Source organism: Salegentibacter sp. UBA1130, from assembly GCF_002311535.1.
In the GTDB taxonomy this organism is placed as follows: domain Bacteria; phylum Bacteroidota; class Bacteroidia; order Flavobacteriales; family Flavobacteriaceae; genus Salegentibacter; species Salegentibacter agarivorans.
In genome coordinates this window covers 24,042-46,810 of sequence record NZ_DCAP01000015.1, presented here as the reverse complement: position 1 = coordinate 46,810, position 22,769 = coordinate 24,042, and the positions used below count along the sequence as shown (strand labels likewise).

At 35.5% G+C, this 22,769-nt stretch carries 22 protein-coding genes; 10 read left to right on the top strand and 12 right to left on the bottom strand.

Going from position 1 to position 22,769, the window contains the following annotated elements:
- Nucleotides 1–3 precede the first annotated feature (3 nt).
- The 6 genes from tsaD to B4F31_RS04895 all read left to right on the top strand — a co-directional run bounded on the left by tsaD (nucleotide 4) and on the right by B4F31_RS04895 (nucleotide 5,294).
- Nucleotides 4–1,026, top strand: a complete 1,023-nt coding sequence (gene tsaD, locus B4F31_RS04920; RefSeq protein WP_286760749.1) for a tRNA (adenosine(37)-N6)-threonylcarbamoyltransferase complex transferase subunit TsaD — start codon at nucleotides 4–6, stop codon at nucleotides 1,024–1,026.
- A 3-nt stretch (nucleotides 1,027–1,029) separates the two neighbouring features.
- Nucleotides 1,030–1,740, top strand: coding sequence for a 16S rRNA (uracil(1498)-N(3))-methyltransferase (locus B4F31_RS04915; RefSeq protein ID WP_286760748.1), 711 nt, complete (start codon nucleotides 1,030–1,032; stop codon nucleotides 1,738–1,740).
- Nucleotides 1,741–1,829: 89 nt separating this feature from the next.
- The gene (locus B4F31_RS04910; protein ID WP_075326889.1) at nucleotides 1,830–2,483 is read left to right on the top strand and encodes a DUF4159 domain-containing protein; all 654 of its coding nucleotides are present in this window, start codon (nucleotides 1,830–1,832) and stop codon (nucleotides 2,481–2,483) included.
- Nucleotides 2,483–3,004, top strand: a complete 522-nt coding sequence (locus tag B4F31_RS04905) for a TrmH family RNA methyltransferase (RefSeq protein ID WP_093302713.1) — start codon at nucleotides 2,483–2,485, stop codon at nucleotides 3,002–3,004. The genes B4F31_RS04910 and B4F31_RS04905 overlap by 1 nt, the downstream gene beginning before the upstream one ends.
- A gap of 60 nt (nucleotides 3,005–3,064) precedes the next feature.
- Nucleotides 3,065–4,105: an AI-2E family transporter gene (locus tag B4F31_RS04900; RefSeq protein ID WP_243870488.1), complete on the top strand. Its 1,041-nt coding sequence runs from the start codon at nucleotides 3,065–3,067 to the stop codon at nucleotides 4,103–4,105.
- Between the two features lie 10 nt (nucleotides 4,106–4,115).
- Nucleotides 4,116–5,294, top strand: coding sequence for a THUMP-like domain-containing protein (locus tag B4F31_RS04895; RefSeq protein WP_075326892.1), 1,179 nt, complete (start codon nucleotides 4,116–4,118; stop codon nucleotides 5,292–5,294).
- Here the strand turns inward: B4F31_RS04895 and B4F31_RS04890 are convergent.
- The 4 genes from B4F31_RS04890 to B4F31_RS04875 form a co-directional block, all read right to left on the bottom strand.
- Nucleotides 5,291–5,686, bottom strand: coding sequence for an acyl-CoA thioesterase (locus tag B4F31_RS04890; RefSeq protein WP_075326893.1), 396 nt, complete (start codon nucleotides 5,684–5,686; stop codon nucleotides 5,291–5,293). The two genes, B4F31_RS04895 and B4F31_RS04890, sit on opposite strands and share 4 nt — an antisense overlap.
- 125 nt (nucleotides 5,687–5,811) lie before the next feature.
- The gene (locus tag B4F31_RS04885; protein WP_075326894.1) at nucleotides 5,812–6,225 is read right to left on the bottom strand and encodes an NUDIX domain-containing protein; all 414 of its coding nucleotides are present in this window, start codon (nucleotides 6,223–6,225) and stop codon (nucleotides 5,812–5,814) included.
- 7 nt (nucleotides 6,226–6,232) lie between these two features.
- Nucleotides 6,233–7,108 carry a DUF72 domain-containing protein gene (locus tag B4F31_RS04880; protein ID WP_093302716.1) on the bottom strand — a complete coding sequence of 292 codons (876 nt, stop codon included), beginning with the start codon at nucleotides 7,106–7,108 and terminating at the stop codon, nucleotides 6,233–6,235.
- A gap of 6 nt (nucleotides 7,109–7,114) precedes the next feature.
- Nucleotides 7,115–8,473 (bottom strand): NAD-dependent succinate-semialdehyde dehydrogenase, encoded by a 1,359-nt coding sequence (locus tag B4F31_RS04875; RefSeq protein WP_093302719.1) that lies wholly within the window; start codon nucleotides 8,471–8,473, stop codon nucleotides 7,115–7,117.
- 190 nt (nucleotides 8,474–8,663) lie between these two features.
- Here B4F31_RS04875 and B4F31_RS04870 point away from each other — a divergent pair, with 190 nt between their 5' ends.
- Nucleotides 8,664–9,071 carry a hypothetical protein gene (locus B4F31_RS04870; protein ID WP_057483138.1) on the top strand — a complete coding sequence of 136 codons (408 nt, stop codon included), beginning with the start codon at nucleotides 8,664–8,666 and terminating at the stop codon, nucleotides 9,069–9,071.
- On the opposite strand, the gene B4F31_RS04865 is transcribed toward B4F31_RS04870, so the two are convergent.
- Both B4F31_RS04865 and B4F31_RS04860 read right to left on the bottom strand, forming a co-directional pair.
- A complete protein-coding gene (locus B4F31_RS04865) occupies nucleotides 9,048–9,779 on the bottom strand; it encodes a DUF3307 domain-containing protein (RefSeq protein WP_286760747.1) in 732 nt (243 codons plus the stop codon). The two genes, B4F31_RS04870 and B4F31_RS04865, sit on opposite strands and share 24 nt — an antisense overlap.
- Nucleotides 9,780–9,781: 2 nt before the next feature.
- The gene (locus B4F31_RS04860) at nucleotides 9,782–10,435 is read right to left on the bottom strand and encodes a hypothetical protein (RefSeq protein ID WP_075326898.1); all 654 of its coding nucleotides are present in this window, start codon (nucleotides 10,433–10,435) and stop codon (nucleotides 9,782–9,784) included.
- A gap of 188 nt (nucleotides 10,436–10,623) precedes the next feature.
- Here B4F31_RS04860 and B4F31_RS04855 point away from each other — a divergent pair, with 188 nt between their 5' ends.
- Entirely contained in the window at nucleotides 10,624–11,073 is a 450-nt protein-coding gene (locus tag B4F31_RS04855; protein ID WP_075326899.1) for a transcription elongation factor, read from the top strand.
- Between the two features lie 4 nt (nucleotides 11,074–11,077).
- Here the strand turns inward: B4F31_RS04855 and B4F31_RS04850 are convergent, their stop codons facing one another.
- Entirely contained in the window at nucleotides 11,078–13,123 is a 2,046-nt protein-coding gene (locus B4F31_RS04850; protein ID WP_286760746.1) for an HD family phosphohydrolase, read from the bottom strand.
- Between the two features lie 115 nt (nucleotides 13,124–13,238).
- Between B4F31_RS04850 and B4F31_RS04845 the strand changes: the two genes are divergently transcribed.
- Together B4F31_RS04845 and B4F31_RS04840 are read left to right on the top strand one after the other, a co-directional pair.
- Complete coding sequence (locus tag B4F31_RS04845; RefSeq protein WP_075326901.1) at nucleotides 13,239–14,420, top strand: acetyl-CoA C-acyltransferase; 1,182 nt, start codon at nucleotides 13,239–13,241, stop codon at nucleotides 14,418–14,420.
- Nucleotides 14,421–14,438: 18 nt separating this feature from the next.
- Complete coding sequence (locus B4F31_RS04840; RefSeq protein WP_075326902.1) at nucleotides 14,439–15,188, top strand: C40 family peptidase; 750 nt, start codon at nucleotides 14,439–14,441, stop codon at nucleotides 15,186–15,188.
- Nucleotides 15,189–15,191: 3 nt separating this feature from the next.
- Here the strand turns inward: B4F31_RS04840 and B4F31_RS04835 are convergent, their stop codons facing one another.
- Genes B4F31_RS04835 through B4F31_RS04815 form a run of 5 tightly spaced genes read right to left on the bottom strand, consistent with a single transcriptional unit; the run spans nucleotide 15,192 to nucleotide 22,727 of the window.
- Complete coding sequence (locus tag B4F31_RS04835) at nucleotides 15,192–16,448, bottom strand: phenylacetate--CoA ligase family protein (protein ID WP_075326903.1); 1,257 nt, start codon at nucleotides 16,446–16,448, stop codon at nucleotides 15,192–15,194.
- On the bottom strand, nucleotides 16,449–18,119 hold the full coding sequence (locus tag B4F31_RS04830) for a C45 family autoproteolytic acyltransferase/hydolase (RefSeq protein WP_075326904.1): 1,671 nt from the start codon (nucleotides 18,117–18,119) through the stop codon (nucleotides 16,449–16,451).
- On the bottom strand, nucleotides 18,120–21,095 hold the full coding sequence (locus tag B4F31_RS04825; protein WP_075326905.1) for an MMPL family transporter: 2,976 nt from the start codon (nucleotides 21,093–21,095) through the stop codon (nucleotides 18,120–18,122).
- The gene (locus B4F31_RS04820; RefSeq protein ID WP_093302732.1) at nucleotides 21,096–22,295 is read right to left on the bottom strand and encodes a DUF2062 domain-containing protein; all 1,200 of its coding nucleotides are present in this window, start codon (nucleotides 22,293–22,295) and stop codon (nucleotides 21,096–21,098) included.
- 60 nt (nucleotides 22,296–22,355) lie between these two features.
- On the bottom strand, nucleotides 22,356–22,727 hold the full coding sequence (locus B4F31_RS04815) for a hydroxymyristoyl-ACP dehydratase (RefSeq protein ID WP_286760745.1): 372 nt from the start codon (nucleotides 22,725–22,727) through the stop codon (nucleotides 22,356–22,358).
- Nucleotides 22,728–22,769: the final 42 nt, after the last annotated feature.

Here is a 22,769-nt window from a genome sequence, read left to right as displayed (position 1 = left end):
TTAATGGCTTCACAAAATATTTACATATTAGGGATCGAATCTTCCTGCGACGATACTGCTGCAGCTGTACTGCATAACGGTAAAATACTATCTAACATTGTAGCAACCCAGGAAGTTCATAAACAATACGGCGGTGTAGTACCAGAACTCGCTTCCAGGGCTCACCAACAAAACATAGTTCCTGTAATTCACCAGGCATTGGCCAGCGCAAATATCGGTAAAAAAGATGTATCTGCAATTGCTTTTACACGTGGTCCCGGCCTTATGGGTTCTTTGCTTGTGGGCACTTCTTTTGCCAAGTCTTTATCGCTTGGTTTAGGAATTCCACTTATTGAAGTGAATCATATGCAAGCGCATATTTTAGCGCACTTTATTGAAGAAAATGGTTTTAAAAAACCAGAGTTTCCTTTTTTGGCTTTAACCATAAGCGGTGGCCACACCCAAATCGTAAAAGTTTCTAGTTATTTTGAAATGGAAGTAATTGGTGAAACTACCGATGATGCCGTGGGGGAAGCTTTTGACAAAAGCGCTAAAATTCTAGGTCTACCCTATCCCGGCGGGCCTTTAATAGATAAATATTCTAAAGAAGGGAATCATAAAGCTTTTCCGTTTCCCAATCCTAAAGTATCTGATTTGAATTTTAGCTTTAGCGGATTTAAAACTTCAGTGCTCTATTTTGTGCAGAAACAAACCAAAGAAAATCCTGATTTTGTTGCTGAAAATTTGAAAGATATCTGCGCTTCCATTCAGTTTTCAATAGTTAGAATTTTAATGGATAAACTGAAGAAAGCAGTAAAACAAACCGGAATTAATCAAATTGCCATAGCCGGTGGGGTTTCAGCAAACAGCGGGATTAGAAATGCGCTTATGGATGCTGAAAAAAAATACGGCTGGAACTGTTTTATTCCAAAATTTGAATATACTACAGATAATGCAGCGATGATTGCTATCGCGGGCCATTACAAATATTTGAAAAAAGATTTTTCAGACTATTCTATTACTGCCCAGGCACGTTATAACTTTTAATCAATGCAACTTTTTTACACGCCAAATATTGAAAAAACCGATAAACAAATTGTCTTTTCAAAAGATGAAAGTCGGCATATTGCGAAGGTTTTGCGAAAAAGTGCTGGTGATACTTTAAAAGTAACCAACGGAAAAGGATTTTTATTTACGGCAGAAATAATTGAAGCTAACCCTAAGCAGTGTTTAGCTAAGGTTATTAAGGTTGAAGAAGAAGCTTCTAAACCTTATCGTTTGCATCTTGTAGTAGCGCCTACCAAAATGAATGACAGGTACGAGTGGTTCCTGGAAAAAGCTACCGAAATTGGGATTGATGAGATCACCCCTATAATTTGTGATCACAGCGAAAGAAAAACCATAAAATTGAATCGTTACGAAAGGGTTTTGCAAAGTGCGATGAAGCAATCTTTACATTATAATTTACCTATTCTTAATGAAGCGATTAGTTTTTCAGGATTTATAACAACTGAAACCGAAGGGCAAAAATTTATTGCTCATTGTGAAGATGGAATGGAACGTTTTTTATTAAAAAATCAAGCTAAACCACAAGAAAATATAACTATTTTAATTGGTCCCGAAGGTGATTTTTCTCCTGAAGAAATAAAATTAGCACTTAAAAATAACTGGAAACCTGTGAGTTTGGGTGAAAGCCGCTTAAGAACAGAAACTGCAGCCGTAGTTGCCTGCCATACCGTAGCACTTATAAACCAGGATTAAGCCTATAGAATTAACCTAAATTTTTTCAAAATATTTTGAAATTTATTCCGGGTTAGTAAACTCCCTTTTTTATTGATATTTTTACCCAAATGTTGAATTTAAAAAAATATTTATTCTTAATTATTTTTCTTGGTTGCTGCCAGTTCTTAGCAGCTCAGGAGATAGCGCTATTAAAATATAATGGCGGTGGCGATTGGTATGCAAATCCTACTTCCTTACCCAATCTTATAAATTTTGCCAACAATAATATCGGTACACATTTAAACGCCAAACCGGTTACGGTTACCCCAGAGAATTCAGATATTTTTCAATATCCTTTTGTGCATATGACGGGCCATGGAAATATAGTTTTCAATGATAAAGAAGCCGAAAATCTTAGAAATTATTTATTAAGCGGTGGTTTCCTCCATATAGACGATAATTACGGAATGCAGCAATATTTAGAAAAAGAGCTAAAGAAAATTTTTCCCGAAGAAACACTTGAAGAATTGCCGGCCAATCATCCTATTTTTAATTCAGCATTTAATTTTCCGCGTGGCTTGCCTAAAATTCACGAACATGATAATAAACCGCCACAGGCTTTAGGGATTTTTGATAAAAACAGGCTTGTTCTCTTATTTACTGTAGAAAGTGATTTAGGTGATGGCTGGGAAAGCCCCGAAGTTCACAAGGATCCCGAAGAAGTAAGATTAAAAGCACTGCAAATGGGAGCAAATATTTTAAAATACGTATTTGAGAATTAATGGAACAACTCACCCATTTTGACGAAAAATTCAATAAAGAAAAATCTCCGGTTATTCTTCTATTAGACAATATTACCGGGGAAGCGAATATTGGTAGCATCTTTAGAACCGCCGATGCTTTTAATGTAGAAAAGATTGTATTCTCGGGCACTGAACCTAATCTTGATAGCAGAAGACTGCAAAAAACGGCCAGAAATACTCATAAAACCGTAGTGTATGAATTTACGCAGGATGCACAGGGTTTTATAAGAGATTTAAAAGACAATAGTAACGTTTATGCGCTTGAAATTACTTCAGCCAGTATTCCTGTTGAAGATTTTAAATATTCTGAAGAAAAAAAGAACGTTATTTTAATCCTGGGAAATGAAGTTTCAGGAATAAATAAAGAATTATTAGAAATTTCAGATAAACATTTGCATATCAATATGTTTGGGCAAAATAGTAGTATGAATGTTGCCCAGGCCGCAGGAATTGCATTATATGAAATATCAAAAACAATATTCGCTTTCACTAAGAAATAATATATTTACCTCGTGAACTCAAAATCGATTACTTTAGGGATATTAAGAGCGGCAGGAATAATGATTGGCATTGTTCTTTTGCTGTATTTTTTATGGGAAATCCAATCGGTATTGGTTTATATCGCTATTGCAGCAGTAATTTCGCTTATTGGCCGGCCTGTAGTTATCTTTTTTAGACAAAGATTAAAGATTCCAAACCAACTTTCGGTAATTCTTGTGCTCATTCTTGTCCTTTCCATATTTGCGGGAATTATTTTCGTCTTTGTCCCCATCGTGGTAGAGCAAAGTCAGTATTTAAGCCGAATAGATATGGAAGCTTTTAGGAGCGATCTAAATGAACTTAACGATCAAATAAATAATTATCTGGGAGTTCAGGAGATTAATTTAATTGAAGGCTTAAAACAAAGTGAATTTATTAGAAACTTTGATATAAGTGCGGTTCCCAGGCTTTTAAACAATGTTTTTAGCATTTTGGGAGCTACTATTATTGCTATTTTTTCTATACTATTTATTTCCTTTTTTCTGCTTAAAGACAGTAAGTTAATGCTGAATAGTATCCTGGTTTTTGCAAACCGTGGTGACGAAAAGAAATTTCAGCGTGTTTTTAATAAGATTAAAATTTTACTATCGCGCTATTTTGTTGGGCTTACCTTACAAATAACCGTACTATTTGTTCTTTACGCGGTTTTATTAAGTGTTTTCGAAATTAATAATCCTATAGCCATTGCTTTTATTTGTGCATTTTTAAACCTGGTACCTTATCTAGGTCCTCTTTTTGCCGGGATTTTAATGGCATTATTTGTTATTTCCAGTAATCTTGGTGCCGATTTTCAACTAATTATACTCCCAAAATTAGGGTATATAATGTTGGGCTATGCTATTTGTCAGCTTATAGATAATATGATCTCCCAACCTATGATTTTTGGTGCCAGCGTAAGATCACATCCATTAGAAATTTTTCTAATAATCTTAATTGCAGGTATTATTTTTGGAATTACCGGGATGGTGGTCGCAGTTCCCTTCTATACGGCGCTTAAAGTAATTGCAAAAGAATCTTTAAGTGAATATAAGATCGTAAAACGACTTACCCGAGACCTTTAAATCCTTAATTTTGAATAAAGCGATTTTAAATGAAGAGGTTCAGGAATTTCTTAGAAATAACCTGAAAACCACTGCTGCTGAGTTAGCGCTACGCGGAAGCTCTTTTAGCGGAATTTCTTCTTCAGAATTAGCGCAGCAATTAACAGGATTACAAAAGGCTGAAAAAAAGTTGCCAACCTGGTTTAAAAACTCCCAGATTTATTATCCACAAAAATTAAATTTAGAGCAAACTTCTTCTGAAACTACCGCAAAATACAAGGCTTCACTTGTAAAAGGTAAAACTTTAATAGATCTAACCGGCGGACTGGGAATAGATGATTTTTATTTTGCTCAGAATTTTAAAGAAGTAATTCATTGCGAATTAAATGCTGAATTATCTGAAATCGCAGCACATAATTTAAAACAATTAGGGTGGGAAAATATTTCCTTTAAAAATGAAGATAGTATTGAATATTTAAAAAATACAGATCAAAATTTCGATTGTATTTATGTAGATCCCGCGCGGCGTGATAATGCAGGTGGTAAAGTCTTTAGACTGGCCGATTGTTTACCAAATGTTCCTGCAAATCGTGACTTGCTTTTCAAGAAAACCGATATAATTCTTATAAAAACCTCTCCACTACTCGATTTACAATCCGGAATTTCAGAATTACAGTTTGTTACTGAAATACATATAATAGCGGTAAATAATGAAGTTAAAGAATTACTCTGGTTTTTGAAGAAAGGCGATAATCAGGAAATGAAAATCACAACGCTAAACTTTACGAAAAAAGGTGTAGAAAAATTTGAAGGTATTTTAGACAAACTCACTGGCGAAGTAGCATATTCTTTACCTAAAAATTTTCTATATGAGCCTAATGCCGCCATTATGAAAAGCGGACTTTTCAAGGAAATTGCTTTACAAACGCAAACTTCAAAACTTCATACCAATTCTCATTTGTATACTTCAGAAAAAGAAATTAATTTCCCGGGAAGAAAATTCAAAATACTTGAAATTGAAAAATATAAACCCGGTTTATTAAAGAAGAAGTTTAAAAACCTGAAAGCTAATATTACCACCAGAAATTTTCCTGAAAGCGTTGTTATTTTGAGAAAAAAATTAAAAATAAAAGACGGCGGAAAAACCTATTTATTCTTTACCACCAATATCAATAATCAAAAAATAGTGCTGGTTTGCGAAAAGGTTTAGGCGCGATTCTGTAACCTGTCTTTTACAAATTCAACCTTGGTTTTCCCGTGCGGGGTTGGCTTGCCCTCTTCATCTAAAGTTACCATAATCACTTTATCTATAGTAATAATAGTATGGCGTGTCATTTTATTTCTAACCTCGCATTTTAAGGTTAGCGAGGTATTACCGAATTTAAGCACTTCAATCCCTATTTCAACAATATCTCCCTGTCTCGCAGAATGCTGAAAATTTATCTCACTCATATATTTAGTGACACACTTTGAATTTTCCAGCTGAATAATACTGTACAAAGCACATTCTTCGTCTATCCAGGCCAGTAAATTCCCGCCAAACAAAGTACCATTGGGGTTTAGGTCTTCTGGTTTAATCCATTTTCTGGTATGAAATCTCATATTTTTGTTTTAAAAATAACCATAAAATACAGGCTGATAAAAGCTTTTAAAATTTTTACCGGCTCCTTAAAATCAAATGGATTATTTCAGATTTTAATAATTAAGAGCATAAGAATTTTTAAATTCTATAAATAATTTTTTGCAGCATCAATTATTTGGGCGTGATCAAAAGCTAATTCCGGTAAATCATTAACATTTACCCATGAGGCTTCACCTGCATCGTCCCCAGCCTTAAGTTCCTCTTCACAGAATATTCGGCTTACAAAGGCTATAGAAATAGTTCTTCCTCTTGGATCCCGACCCGGAGCTCCAAAGGCTCTCACCTGTTCCATTGTTTTTACCGCAACTCCTGTTTCTTCTTCGAGTTCTCTTTTGGCGGCTGTTTCTAAATCTTCGGCCTCATTAATATAGCCACCAGGCAATGCCCACTGGCCTCCGTAAGGATCATTTTTTCTTTTTATAAGTAAAACCTTGAATTCATTATTTGCATTACAAAAAACTACACTATCTACGGTTACTGCTACTTCTTGCTGTTTCATTATTATTCTAATTTAAAGTTTTAGGTATTTTTATATCTGTTTTAAATCTTTTATTGAAGCGTTCTATAAAATATGCTGAAAGCAATGGCGAAGCCTCTTCTACATTTTGATGTATAAAAAAGTATACATTCTCCAAACCTTCTTTATGCCATTCTTCAAGCTTATCTAACCAATCGTCTAACCTTGTATAATCTGAACTGTGATTAGCGCCGTTGTATCTAATAAAAACGGTGGTATTACTTAACCGCATATGAATTAGATCGCGTCTTCCGGCGGTATCGGTAATTATATGTGCCACATCTCTTGTTATCAGAACATCGTATAGTTCATTAGCTGTGTTTTCATCAGCATACCAATCCGGGTGCCTTAATTCTAATGAGAGCGGAATTTCCTTTGGCCAATGTGCAAGGAAATCATCTAACCTATCTATAAACTTTGGAGCAAAATCGTCACGCATTTGAAGAAAAACCATTCCCAATTTCTCTTTTAATTGAAGCAGGTTTTTTACAAAATCATCAGTTAGCCCCTCGGTCCCATTAAGCCTTTTTATATGACTAATAATTCTTGGAACTTTTGGGAAAAACTTAAAATTATCATCGGCTTTTCCATACCACTTTTCAAACTGTTCTTCGGGATACATTCTATAAAAAGAACCGTTGAATTCTATACTATTAAATTGGGAAGAGTAATATTTCAACTCATCTTTTGTACCCTTCGGATAAAAGTTCTTCAGGTCTTTTTTGTTCCATTTTGCACAGCCAATACGCACATCTTTAAACCCATTTTTATTTCCACTCTTATTAAGTACTTTAATGGTGTCTGAATGAGTCTCAGGCAGCGTAAAATCCATATTTTCGGGATGGTCTACTTTTCCAAAATTCATTTTAAACTAATATTTGTTAAAGTAAACAGTTTTTCTATTGGTAAATTCCCTGATCCCGTGATGCGATAATTCTCTCCCATAGCCCGAAATCTTAGTACCGCCAAAAGGTAGTCTGGGGTCACTCTTAACAAGCTCGTTCACAAACACAGCTCCATCTTCAAATTTGGGAACCATTTTAAGCGCGAATTTTTCATCTTCTGTAAAAATAGAAACGCCAAGACCAAAACTGGAAGAATTAACGAGATCTACCGCTTCCTGGTCATCTTTAAATTCGGTTACAGAGATCGCAGGTCCAAAAGTTTCTTCATCAAAAACAGGCATTCCTTCTTTGGCTCCTGTGATGATAGTAGGTTCAAAATAAGTTCCATCGCGTTTTCCGCCCAGGATAATTTTTGCACCTTTTTTTACAGAATCTTTGATCTGGTCTTCCAAATCTTCGGCCAGGCTTTCTTTGGCCATGACCCCAATAAAGGTTTCTTTATTCATAGGATCGCCACTTTTTAATTCGCGAACCTGCCTGGTGAATTCATCCAGGAATTCTTCAGCGATATCTTTATGTAATAGTAAACGTTTCCCGGCAATACAGCTTTGACCTGTATTTTGAAACCGAGCTTGTACGCATGTTTTAACGCTTTCAGCAATATTAGCGTCTTTAAATATCACTAACGCATTACTTCCTCCAAGCTCTAAAACCGATTTCATTATTTCTTCGCCGGCAATAGAAGCGACACTGCTTCCTGCACGACCGCTACCGGTCAAGGTTACGGCTTTTACATTTGTATTTCGTATTATATTTTCAACTTTTTTACTGCCAATTACCAGGTTTTGAAAACAATCTTTTGGAAAACCTGCCCTTTCAAATACTTTTTGAATATTATTGGCGGAAAGCATCACATTACTGGCGTGTTTTAGAATTCCAATATTCCCAGCCATAAGTGCAGGCGCCGCAAACCTAAATACCTGCCAGAAAGGATAATTCCACGGCATCACTGCCAAGACTACTCCTAAAGGCTCATAAGCTACGTAAGAGTTTTTAGCATCGGTTTTTATCTTTTCATTTTCTAATTGAGATTCTGCATTTTCAGCGTAATATTCACAAACCCAGGCACATTTATCAATTTCTGCCACAGCCTGGGTAATAGGTTTCCCCATTTCCTTTGTAATAGCTTCTGCATATTCCTGGGTATTATCTTTAAGCTCTTTTGCAGCTTTCATCATTAAATTACTGCGCTCTGCAAATGAAGTTTCCTTCCAGGATTTAAACCTGGAATGAGCTTTTTGTATACATTTTTCAACTTCGGTATCACTTAATTCGTGATGGTTAGAAATTTCCTCTCCTGTATATGGATTCCTTGAAATTATCATTGGTTAATTAATGTTTTTAGAATTTGGTTGATCCAGGCTTTCATTTAAAGATAAAAAGAAGAATAGGCTTAGGCAGGCCGATTAAGACGATTTTAACGTGCAGAAATGTTTATAACTAGTTTACAAGTCTTTAATGAGGCCCGACTTTTGAGGTTTAAAGTTTATTAAATTTAAGAAAAACACAGTTCTTATGATACCACGTGACCTTCAATTAGTAGCACTTAGGCCAGAAATTCCTTCGGCCCGAGTTTCAGAAAACATGAGTTTAGACGAACAATTTCAGAACAGAACTTTACGGCCAATCGCCAAACTTCAGGATGAATTGTTACTGGAAGTCTTTAGAAATTACACCAAAAAACACAAGAATAAATTCTATGAACTTAAGCTGGAAAAACGCTTTATTTATATTGAAAACGCAATCCAAAAGGATATAAAATTCAGAAATAGTTTAAAGGGTATTATAATAGGACAATTCACTTTAGAAGAATATGCTACCTATATTGAAAATTCTTCGGCCTTAAATAAACGTATGATGAATATTGTAAAAGAGCGTTTACAAAGCAATATTCAGCTTTTAGAAGAGGAAGTAGCGTACTAGAAGCCCGATTAAAATAGTGATCGCAAAACTCATTAATGTTCCTATAAGTACGTATTCGGTTTGCTTTCTGGCGCTGGCATCGGTTTTATCGCTGAAGCGTAGAATAGATTTAGCAGCGATAAGAAAACCTATGGCCGAAAAATTTTGAGTGAGAATAAAGGTTAGTACTAAAATCCTTTCAAAAATACCTATATATCTTCCTGCAGCTTCCAGGCTATGGCTTTCGCCATTAGGTTCAAGTTCATTATGCCAGCGGCTGGTAGCTTTCCCAATTAGAAAACCGGTTGGAAAAATAACCAGTAAATATCCCATCAAAATTGCAAGGATCTGTTGTGAAGAAAGTATTTCAGCAACAAAAGGAATCAATTCTGAAAAGCCTTCAATAAGATAAAGCCAAATCAAAATTATGATGAGTATATGCCATAATTGATCTAATAAAAACAGTTTTAAAGTATCTTTTTTATGCTGAAGTTTCCATAGATCGATAAAAAAGTGGCTTACACTAATTACAATAGGTATATACCATAAATGCCATTGCTGAAGAAAGAGATAAGTTAGGAAACCCGCTAAAAATGAGTGAAAATATAAAAACCAGGACTTCGCTTTTTTCTCTCTTTTTTGTTTTACCAGTTTGGTGGGTTGCAGCACAAAATCGGTTAAAATATGTGCCAGGAGAAGTTGAAGCAAGATTAAGGTAATTTCTTCCATAATTAAAAGCTCTGGGCGGTTACATTTTCAAAACGTTTCAGTAAGACCGAAATTGCTTCCCAACCACAAGCCTTTTTTCGCTGATTTACCGCCGATTGACTTATATTCAATATTTTGGCAATCTCGGTTTCTTTCATTCCTTTTAAAAGAAAATAAACCACTTCTGCTGAAGCCTGGCTCCATTTTTCCATAACCGCATTTAATAGAAATAAGCTTGCCTCAAATTCAGAATTTAAGCTTTCCAGCGGTGTCTTTAAACGAATTTTCCTGGAATCGTTTTTCATCTCGTCTAAAGTTCTTCCCGATAATTGAAAAGCCTGTCCGTTAGATTCGGCTATAGAATCTCCTTTATAGTCGAAAGTGCCAATTCCAATAGCAATTTTCACATCGGCCAAACTACTTGAAGTTTTTTGATCTTTGGATTTTACTTTATTAATAAGGCTCTTTATTCGCAAAGCTATTTTTAATGAATCCTGATATTTTGAAATAATACCCTGGAAACTATCGCCGCGATAAATTTCAAAATCAATTTCATTTTCGGCATAATCCTGCTGCAATTTTTCAAATTCTGAATTTAGATTCTTTAAAATTTCATCTAAAAACGATTCTGAATAATTGGAAGAATCCACTAAATCGGCTGTGATTACGGCTATCATATTTCAAATATAATAAAAATATTAGTCTGTAAGCTTATATTAACTCTTTATAAGTTTATAGGCTTATATTTAAGCATTATAAGCTTACAGACTTATATACGGATTAACCGGTCTTATTAAACTTTTGCTAAATGTTCTTGTAGACTGTTTAGGTTATTTAATTTTAAAAAAATCAACAAAAAAATAATATGGTAAGTAATAAAAAAGAACTCTATTTAAACTGTTTAGATACTGTAAATAAGCAAATAGAACGATATCAAAAAGAAATGGACCTCATAAAAGAATCTATGGAGGCCAACGATGTAAAAACAGATTATGACGAAGATAATAAAGGTGAGTTACTAAGCGATTTCGAAAAAAATGCGAGTCGTTTGAGCGATGCCCGTGAGATGAAAGAAAGTTTAAGCCGCATAGATCCAGATCATTATAGCGAGAAAATTAGTTTTGGTAGCGTTGTAGAAACCAGCGGGAACTATTATTTTATCTCAGTCCCTATTGGTGAAATTTCTATGGAAGATGGAAGTAGCGTGTATGCAATTTCTACTGAAGCTCCAATCTACCAGGAAATGGAAGGAAAAGAAGAAGGAGATACCTTTAAATTTAATGATGAGGAAGTGAAAATTACCGCAGTAGGTTAAAAACCTATTCCGGATATTCTACCCTGAGGTGAAAAATATTCTTAAGCTTACGTTTAAGGATCTTTTTCACCACTTGTATTTCTTTAAAAGTAATATTAGCATTTAAAAATTGCTCTTCCTTCATTTGCTTATCAATAATCTTCTCTACAAAATTATCTATTACTCCAGCAGTTGGTTCCTTTAAACTTTTACTGGCGGCTTCTACACTATCACACATCATTAATATTGCTGTTTCTTTACTGAAAGGAATAGGGCCGGGATACCTGAAATCATCTGCTACCGCGTTATCATTTTGCTCTTTCTCTTTAATATAAAAGAAGTAAACCGTGGTGGTCCCGTGATGTGTTCTAATAAAATCTATAACCCTATCTGGGAGATTATGTTTTTTAGCGATTTCAATTCCGTTAATTACGTGATCGGTAATAATTTGTGCGCTTTCTTTGGGCGCCAGTTCATCATGTGAATTCACCGCTGAAGTTTGATTTTCAGAGAAATAAGTCGGATTTTTCATTTTCCCAATATCGTGATAAAGCGCTCCTACCCTAACCAACATGGCATTTGCATTAATTTCATTGGCGGCAGCTTCAGCCAGGTTAGCAACATTGAGAGAGTGGTGAAATGTTCCAGGTGCTTTTTCTGAAAGCTCTTTCAGTAATTTTGAATTGGTATCTGAGAGTTCCAACAAAGACATATCTGAAACCATTCCGAAGATCTTTTCATAGATATAAATCAAAGGCTGCACAAATAGAGTGGCCAATCCCCCAAGTAGGAAGGTTAGTAAAACTTCACCTTCTACATCGGCAATATTTCCTTCCTGAATAACGGTGAAAGCAAAGTATGAAATAATGTAAACCAGGGTAATTTGCCCTACAGATATAAAAAGATTTGCCCTCTTATAAAGTTCAGAAACAGTTAGAATAGTAACAATTCCTGCTATAATTTGCAGAAACATATACTCGTAACTGTTAGGTACAATAAAACCTAATAATAGCACCGTAATCACGTGAGTGAACATTCCTAAACGAGCATCAAAAAAGGCTTTTAAAGTAAGTGGTAAAATACACAAAGGTACTACATATACGTAATCTATATTGAAATTAACCACCAGGGTGGTGAGCAACACCATAAAGAGAATATTGAAGAAAATAAATGTTACCTTCACATTATTCTCAAAAATTTCCTGCCGGTATTTCCTAATAAATAGCAGTAACATTAAAAGCGCCAGCGCCACTAGTACACTATATCCAACTATAATCCACTTATAATTGCTTTCACTCCAAACCTGGGATTCATATTCATTTTTAAGCGATCTAAGAATATTATATTTATTGCCTTCTACCACTTCTCCCCGGGCTATTACCCTACTGCCCTGCTCTATATTACCGCGGGTATAGGAAATGTTATCCAGTTTACTTTGTAGCTCTTTCTTGGTAAATTCACTATCAAAACTTACGTTAGGTTCTATGAGGTTGAAGAATACTTCTAATAATTCATTTTCAACTTCTGAAAGATTAGATTCTTCAATTTCAGAATTTAAAAAATCCCTTACCTGGTCTTGTTTTAAAATATTTTTATAAGAAATTTCAAAGGCTTCATTTCCCTTTCGTAAATAAACCAACTGATTATCTTCTAACCTGTTGTTGTCCTGTAATAAACCATATTCATAGACACCTTCCAGGGTTTCATTTACAAAACCAATAATTTGAATTTCCCTGTTTTTTAAAATAGAGTCGGGAAAAACTTCCGTTACTACCTCGGGCACTTCAGATTTTACCTGATTGGGAATTTCCTGGTTAAACTGAAAATATGGAGTATGGTTGTTTATTATTTGCTGGCGCTCATCCTGGATTTCTTCTTCAGATTTTAATATAGCAAAATCAAAAGGCGCATATAAATTTTCATATTGCCACGGCTTCCCCTTAGGAATTTCATATTTAAAATTTCCACCTTTAGGAAGCAGGTAAACAATTAGCACTGCGGTAAGCGCAAATAAAAATACCTTGTAAAATAATGCCTGATTCTTATACAGGTTATTTACGAATTTCTTCATATAAATCGTGCTATTGCTCAAATGTACTAAAAAATAGCGGCCAAAGGAGCACTCTTGTTAAGTTCCTTATAAAATCACTAAATTCGCAAAAGAAGAAATAACTAAAACATAAATGATGAATAACGAAGTAGTAATTGTAAGCGCCGCAAGGACTCCAATTGGAAGTTTTTTAGGTAGCTTATCTACCGTAGAAGCTACAGATCTTGGTGCTGTTGCCATCAAAGGAGCTCTAAATAAAATTAATTTAAAACCTGAACTTGTACAGGAAGTTTTAATGGGAAATGTAGTGCAGGCCGGTGTTGGCCAGGCACCTGCAAGACAGGCGGCTTTGAAAGCCGGAATTCCAGATACTGTTCCTTGTACAACTGTAAATAAAGTATGTGCCAGCGGGATGAAAGCCGTGATGCAAGGCGCACAATCTATTATGCTAGGACAAAATTCTATAGTTGTTGCCGGTGGAATGGAAAATATGAGTTTAATTCCGCATTATTTATACCATAGAAAAGGTCAGAAATTTGGGCCTGCAAAAATGGAAGACGGGATGCAAAAAGATGGTTTGGTAGATGCTTACGACCATAATGCGATGGGTGTTTGCGCCGATCTATGTGCTACGGAGCATAATTTCTCCAGAGAAGATCAGGATGCATTTGCCATTAAATCTTACGAACGTTCTGCTGAGGCCTGGGCCGATGGAAAATTTGATAATGAAGTTGTGCCGGTTGAAGTTCCGCAGCGAAAAGGAGATCCTTTAGTGGTAAAAGAAGACGAAGAATTCAAGAATGTGAGAATGGATAAAATAACCTCACTTCGTCCAGCGTTTAGTAAAGACGGAACGGTAACTGCTGCAAATGCTTCTACCATTAACGATGGTGCAGGTGCCGTGGTTTTAATGAGCCGTGCAAAAGCAGAAGAATTGGGCGTAGAGATCCTGGCCAGCATTAAAGGTTTTGCGGATGCCGCACAGGAGCCAAAATGGTTTACAACTGCTCCAGCCAAAGCTTTGCCTTTAGCGCTTAAAAACGCAGGTGTTGCTCAAGATGATATAGATTTCTTTGAATTTAACGAAGCTTTCTCTGTAGTTGGACTGGCCAATATGAAGATTTTAGGAATTAGCGACGAGATCACCAATGTTCACGGTGGTGCTGTTTCTCTAGGTCACCCACTGGGCTGTAGCGGAGTAAGAATTCTTATTACTTTACTAAATGTATTGCAGCAAAATAATGCTAAATTAGGTGCAGCCGCAATTTGTAATGGCGGTGGCGGTGCATCTGCAATGGTAATAGAGCGAAACTCTTAATTTTATATTTTTTATTGAATGCAATACGGAATTTGTCCCCTAAGCATTGTGCCACTTCGCGAAACCACATCTAATAATAGCGAAATGGTCTCTCAGGTTCTTTATGGAGAACATTTTAAAATACTTGAAGAACGTGCTCAATGGAGCAGGATTCGTGTTGCATTCGATAATTTTGAGGCCTGGATCTCAAATAAACAATTACTTAAAATTTCGGAAGAAACTTACTTCCAGTTAGACCAGGCTACTCCAAAATATTCTGCAGATCTTTTTGATTTTGTGACCGATCATAACGGGCATCTTATAACTATTCCTATTGGCGCTTCGCTTAATGCTATCGGTTTATTAAACCATCACTTTGAGGGACATTCGGTTTCGGGAGAGAAACCTAAAATGGAAATTGTAAAAACTGCACTACTCTATTTAAACAGTCCGTATGCCTGGGGCGGAAAATCGCCGCTGGGAATTGATTGCAGCGGACTTACACAAATGGTTTATAAGCTAAACGGCTACCAATTAAATAGAAATTCAGCCGATCAGGCTAAACAAGGTGAACCACTTAGTTTTATTGAAGAAAGTGAAGCCGGAGATCTTGCCTTTTTTGATGATAAAGAAGGAATAATAGATCACGTAGGTATTATGATGAACGATAACTACATTATTCACGTAGATGGAAAGGTTAGAATTGATCGCATTGATCACTCAGGAATTTTTAATGCCGAATTAAAAAGACATACCCACCAATTGCGGGTAATAAAAAAGATCATTTAAGATTTATCGAAAATCGTGGAAAAGTTTTGGTTTTCTACTTTCTCTGGGAAATTTTAGTTTTTCTATTTTTTCTACGGAAGTTTTTTCTAATGTGACCTTCACTTTTAATCCAGATTGTAAATGCTCCTGAAGCTTACTAGTTTCAGTAAAATCATTCGGAATCCTTATCAGGATTTCATCCGTTTGATTTTCATTTGAACTTGCTTCAATAACAAAGATTTTCAGGGAATGAAAAGCCGTAAGTAAATTGATGATTTGCTGCGGATAAAGTGTAGTTCCTTTTAATTTTATCATTTGCTTTTTACGCCCAACAGGAGTGCTAATTCTCATTGACTTTCTACCGCATTCACAATTTTCACCATAGAATTTCACCATATCCCCGGTGGCAAATCTCACCAATGGCATTGTTTGGGTTTGCAAAGGAGTGACTACTAATTCTCCAATTTCACCAGGATTCACAGCATCAGCATTTTCATCTAAAACTTCAGTAAAAATCAAATCGGGCAAGCTATGATTTCCGGTGTGGAATTCACACTCGGTAAAAGCCGTACCCATTTCTGTACTGGCGTAGGTAGAAAATAATTCTATATCCCATAAATCCTTTAATTTTTGTCCTAAAGAATTCAGACTGAAATCTGGGTTTCGCAAAGGTTCGCCAATACAAACAGTAGCTTTAATCGAAGAGCTTTTATAATCAATTCCATTTTGCCTGGCAAAATCGATCATTTTCAACAAAAATGATGGAACTGCGACGAGAAAACCAGGTTGAAATCGTTCTATAGATTCCCACTGCAATCCGGGCAGACCGCTGCCGGTTCTTATAATCCCGGCTCCCAGTTTTCGTAATCCTAAAAAGTAAGCCATCCCGGCCATAAATCTGCGATCTAAAGTCGTAGTAAGTTGCACCACGCTAGATTTCTTGACTCCTACCATTTCAAAAGACTGACGTTCATTTTCTGCCAGCCGATCTAAATCGGCGTCATTTAAGGCAAAACTAACGGGATTGCCTAAAGTTCCTGAAGTGGTAACATAATCTATAATTTCATCTTTAGGAACCGCAATAAATTCTTGATTATAATGCTGTAAATCTTCTTTAGTAGTAATCGGGATCTTTCTGAATTCCTCATAAGATGGAATTCCTTCAATATCAATTTTACAATCTGTAAAACGCTTTTTATAAAATGGAGAATTTGCCACAACGTAACTTAGCTGTATTTTTAGCAATTCCTCATTCTTATTTATATCGTAGAAATTAGTCATTTAGATTTTGCGGTAAGATTTTTTTATCATTTTATCTAAGTATTCTTCATCTGGTAAAGTGGTTACTTGCCTCCTTTTTGCCTGCTTATAATTGATCACCGCTTTTTTAAATTCTTTTTGCTGAAAATAATAATCTCCGGCAATTTTATAAACTTCCCAGAAATGAGGATTTAAATACTTTAAACGCTTAATTTTATCTTCTGAAACTTCTTGTTCTTTAGAAATGGCTTCAATGATTTTCCCATTTAATTTTCTGTATTTCTCGTAATCTTTATAAGCTTCAGTATTTACAAAAAGATCTTCTGCAATGTTTTCTTCAGCAAGCATAACACTGCCAGAAACATTTCCAGCTTCAAATTTTTTAAATGCAGTATCAAGGTCGTAAGCCACAAAAGCACCCAATTGATAAGGATTCGCAGATATCCAAACCTTATTTTCTTCAGGTTTAAAAATAATGCCGTGGTGGGCAAGCAATTGATTAATAGCCATTTCATTTCCCGTTCCCAGCTTAACACCTTCTAAACCTTCTTTGTTCCTTAATATTTCAGCAGCTTTTTGAGGGTTTAATTTCTCTTTTTCAGAAAGTAACTCCTGCATTCTATCAAATCTATACTGAGTATGGCTTTCCTCAATGGTTTTTAAGTTTCGGTTATCTTCCGCATAAGCTTCACTTTGAAAATGATTGCTGCAAATTAATTTATTAGAATTTTCAACTTCAAAAACTCCAAAATTTCCCGGAGCTACTTCAATTAAGATCGCCCTACCTTCTTTTGCGCTCCCCACCATAATAGATTCCGAAACAAAAACTTCACGCTTTTTAGCGATCTCTATGGCTTCGGTAGTTGAAGTTGCATATTGAAGAATTTCACGGGCAACCAAACTAATTGGAGTTTTGGCCTGCAACGGAATTTTACTTTTTCCAGCATTTATGGTTACACTTATTCCCTTTTCATTCAAACCACTCACAGAACCAATCATCCCGGCCCAGGTGTACATCATAAACTTATGCCCTTTATCGGGATTAACAAAGGCTGCAATCTTTTCTTCCGCAAACTCATCTCCCGCATAGAAATCGAAGTTCCGCCCAAGTAGTAATTGTCCGTCTTCAGTTTTATCGTCCCAGGCGGCAAAAGAAGTACAGCCTACCAACATCAAATCCTGCAACGCGTGACCTATATCGTGTGCTCCATGGAAATAGAGCATACGCACATAAGCCGGGGCAAAATCATTGTACTTTTCCAATCCAAAAAGAGAGGTGCCGTAAATTTCCTGTTTATATTCTTCGGGGACGTGCAGGTACATTTTTCGGTTAAACCAGGCGACTGTTTTCTTTAAGAAATTTCGGTAACCGGTTTCAGGAACCAACTCATAGATATTCTCCATAAAGGCAGTTTCTTGTTTATGCATCAACTCCCGGGTTAGGCTTCCGCTAGTTACGCCACGTTCCAGCGCGTTGCCTTCAATATAAAGCTCCCAAATTCCGTGTTTATTTTTATAAAGGGAATTCTTCCCTAAACGATAATGATTGTCGCTTATCTTGGTTCTGGAAGTATCTATTTTTTCTATTCCGGTAATATCTGGCCGGTCCTCCATGGAACGTTTTACTCCGCAGGAATTTAAGAGGAACAAAATCCCAAAAACAATAGATATTTTAATAAAAAGTAACTTCATTTAATCCATTCTTTTTAAAACCAGGATATTATTTTGTCGATAAATAATCTCAAAATTTAAATCGATAAGCCACCGGTTCTCGTATTCTGAAGTTAAAATAATCACTTGTTTAGCGTTCCGGGAAATATTTTCTTTTAATACCGAAGCGATTTCTTCTGAAGGTTTTTCACTAATTAGATAAACTGGATATTCCTTTAAATCTTCTGGCCAGGATTTGCGAAAAGTAATATTCTCAGCATTACTTTGAGCAGTGTTTTTGGAAATTTTTCTATTTTCTTTATTTATATCTAAAACAAAGAATTTATTTTCAGGATTTTTCAGACTTAAAAATACAGGGAGAATCCCGTAAGAGGAATTCAACATAAAAATTTTCTCCTTCGAATCTATAAATTCGGAAACTTTTAAAAATCGTTCGCGATTTTGGGTAAATTCCTTTTTAGCAAATGGATACACAGATTTATACCTGTAATTTCCCAAAACAGCATTTTTTAAGTAAAGTTGCTCTTTATTCCCTGATTTTTTAAACAGAGCATAGAAGCTAAAAGGAGCTTTCTGCACCAATTTTCTTCGGAAAAATAAAAGATCGAATAATTTTGTTTGAATTACAAAAGCCACCAAAACCGCGGTTAGAACTCCAATTACAGAAACCACAGAAACCGATTGGAGAGCCGGATGTTTGGCTAAAACCAGAGCACCTATGCCCAGTAAAGTAGTAATTACCGAAAGCAAAATGGAAGCCTGGTAAGTTTTTAAAGCAGGTTTCCCTGTCTCGTATTCCTTTAAGCAGGCGTTGGTGATAAAAATACTGTAATCCAGCCCTAGCCCGAAAATAAATGTTGAAATTATAATATTTAGAATGTTGAATTCTATGCCTAAAACGGCCATTATCCCTAAAGCGATGATCCAAGTTATAGCAATGGGCAATAAAGTAAGTAAACTAAGCAACAAATTCCTGTAAAAAACGAGTAAAACAATAAAAACAGCAATTAGAGAGAATAAAATAAGTTGGTTAAATTCGCTCTTTAAATCCCCAAGGAAATCCTCGTTCATTTGCTTTCGGTCTATAGCAATAATGCCCTCTTTTTCTTCCAGTTCCTGTAATATTTCAGGATTATTTTCTTCAAAACTTAGCGTACTGGTCACCGTGGAAAAACCCGGATTATTATTTATAAAATCATCTAAATAAAGAGTAGAAACATCACGGTAATCGTCCAGGAATATACCGTCAAAGTCTTTATTCAATTGCTCGTAAAATCGGTTAAAACTTTCTGCTTTAAAACCAAGTTCAGCAGATTCATTTAAAAGAGTATTTTTTAGGTTTTCCTTTTTAGAATCTGTCCAAAACTCTTCCCAGTACTCTATTCTTTCTGTTTGTTTATCGGTAGAAAGGACTACCCCGCCAATACTGCTAAAACTCTTAATATCACCTGTTTTTTCCAGGTTTTTAAGTTCCCGGTAAAGCTCGTTATTTCTGGAAAGAGCCTCCTCTATATCGTTCCCATAGGAAACCAAATAAGTGGTATTAGCAGCTTCATCTGCAATCTGCTTAATTTTTTCTTCAGTTTGCTGTATGTCTTCCGGCTCAAAATTAAGTTGGGAAATATCTTCATTAAACTCAACTTTGCTGAAGAAAAATAATCCGCAGAGAAATAGCAAGAGTACAAATCCGACTAAAAATTTATTTTTATAGAATCGCTGAGATGCGAGCTTATCTATCCAGTTGTTTTTAACTTTCTGCTTGTTTTTAGGCGGCTTATAAAACTGCGGAATAAGAATTAAAGAAAATACTGAAGCCGTGATTACACTCACAGCAGCAAAGATCCCCAAATCATTCAAAGCTTCACTTTCCAGGAAAAGCAAACACAAAAATGCGATAGCAGTAGTAAAGCTGCTCATTAAAATAGGTTTGCTCACTTCTTTATATAGAATTCTTACATCGGCATTATTTCTAAAATGGGTGAGTATATGCAACGCATAATCGAGGCTTATTCCCAATAAAATCGCACCTATTCCTAAAGAAATTGCTGAAACACTTCCTTTGACAAAATATAGCAAAGTAATTGCCGAAAAAGCGCCCAATAGACTGGGAAGAAAAAGCAATAATGGTACGTAAAATCTTCGGTAAAATAGGATTAGGAGGATTAGTAAAATAGAAAAAGCAATACTAAGCGTAAGCTGAATATCGCTTTTTATTTGTTTTGCATTAGCAATGGCGTACAGAACTCCTCCAAAATATTCAGCTTTTACTTCTGAATTCCCATTTAATTCAGAAATAATTTTGTCTAATCTCTCAATAAAAACCTGATTATTTTTAGTTTCAGAAGCCGGATATGTAGGTGTGATAAAGAGTAACAAATGCTTTTCATCTTTGGTCACCAGGTAATTATTGTAAATCTTAAAATTGTCGTCTACCTGTAGTTCCTGTAATTTCTCTAATCCCAGGTGGGTTAAAGAAAGTGGATCTTTAAAGAGAAATTGCTTTGTTATAAATCCGGTTGGGGAAATTAAGTCTCTGTAAGAGCTTTTCAATCTTTCCTGAATGCTGTCTTCCCGTAGTCGGGCATTTATTTCTTCATAATCCTCTGAATTAAGAAATAATGGTAGATTTTGATAAACAAAATCATAAACTTCCAAAATCCCTTCTTCCGGGATTTTTCCCTGTATTTTGGTAATATATTCCGGGAGTTTTTTATCTAAAGAATCTGTGAGTTTATTGGCATAAGCAGTAAGTTCTTCCGGATTTTTATCTTCTGAAGAAATCGTAATAATAAGTTTATCTGAAAACTCGGTATTATCCAAAATCTTGCGTAAAGCATCCTGCTTTTCCCCTGAAGGAATTAGTTTGGTGATATCTTCTTCCAGTTGGATTTTAAAAGAGAAATATCCGCCGGCAAGCACAAAGAGAAGCAGTAACAAAAAACCAACAGCCTTTTGTCTTCTAAAAAAATAATAAAGCTTTAGGAAAAAATTGTGCATTTAAGGTTTTACCACCTGTTTTTGGTTTCTTACCGAAAATAAGAAATAAAACACAATCCAAAGCAGTACAGCGGCAATTCCTGCCAGTGCAAAACTACCAATTATATACTGCCATAATCCAAGGAAAATATCGGCAGTAGAATCAAAATCTTCCGGTCTTAATTCCCAGGCAAATCCGCGGCCAGTTAATAAAGATCCTGCCTGGTAACTCGCATAAATTATAAAAGGAATAAGCGGAGGAATACTAATATTGCTGAATAGAAATGCTACAACTTTATTGAGCTTAAACATTGCAGCTAAACTAAAAACAAGCAAAGTATGTAAGCCCCAGAACGGTAAAATTCCCACAAATACACCCAGGGCAATCGCTGCAGCTTTTTTATGCGCAGGTTCCTGACTTTTAATTATATTTTCTTTCCAAAAACGCTTAAAGCCTTTCTTTCTAAAATCCTGGTAAGTATCGCGGGGGTGGATATAGAAAAAACTCACCAAAACAAACCATATATACAGTAATGTTATCCTAGTAATATCCCAAAAAGGCCGGAAGTGTGTTACGCGGTTTTCTTCATAAAAAACCTTAATAGGCACGTTTCTTACCTTCACTTTACGCCAGGCGGCCTTTACTATAATCTCAATCTCCAGTTCAAACTTACTGGTATACAGCTTAATTTGGTTTATTACCCTTAAAGGATAAAGTCGGTAGCCACTTTGTGTATCGGTTAATTGAGTACCGGTTACCACTAAAAACCAGAAGTTAGAAAATTTATTTCCGGTGGTACTTTTTCCGGGAATTCCATCCTGTCCCATATTGCGATCTCCAACCAGTAAAATTTCAGAATCGGGACTTTTTTCCTCTAAATGACTTAAAAAAACATCCAGATCGTCAGGATAATGCTGCCCGTCTGAATCTATGGTTATTGCATATTCGTAACCAACTTTTTCCGCAATTTTAAATCCGTGTTTTAAAGCTTCTCCCTTCCCCCTGTTTTCTTCAAAATGATGCACATTTATTTGAGAAAATTCTTTCAGAATTTCTTCCGTAGCATCGGTAGAACCATCATTTACTACCAAAAGATTAGAGGTATACAACAATAGATCCTGTAAAACGCTGGCCAGGCTTTTTTCATTGTTGTATGTAGGAATTAGGATACAACAATTTAAAGCTTCAAATCTGGACTGGTGTATGGGTTCTTGGTTCAAATTAAAATGGCTTTAATTGCAAAAGTAAAATTAAAAAGTAAAGCACAAACTTCTAAAAGCTTAAGATTCAACTTTTTTATAAAGAGAGTTGATTTTCAAAGAAATACCTTCAGAATTCTTAGCTATACCTTTAAGTTTTATTTCCTGATTCTCTTCTGTAATTTCTGTTTCAAGGTTTAAAACCGCATCGGTATTTGGATCTACCACGGCCATAAATTTTACGTTATTACCTTTTTTAAACTGAAGTTTACATCCACACCTTCGCTCTGCTTCTTCTTTGAATAAATTCATTAAAATAACACCCGGAGTTACCGGCCTACCTGGAAAATGGCCCTCGTAAATCTCGTGATCTTTATTAATTTGTATCTGGGTAAGCTGCTTCCCGTTTTCTTCGGAAGAATTTAAAACTGAATAAAAATTCTTTAATAACATGTATTGGCTGGTATTGTTGTCTTACTAAATTACACAGAAAAA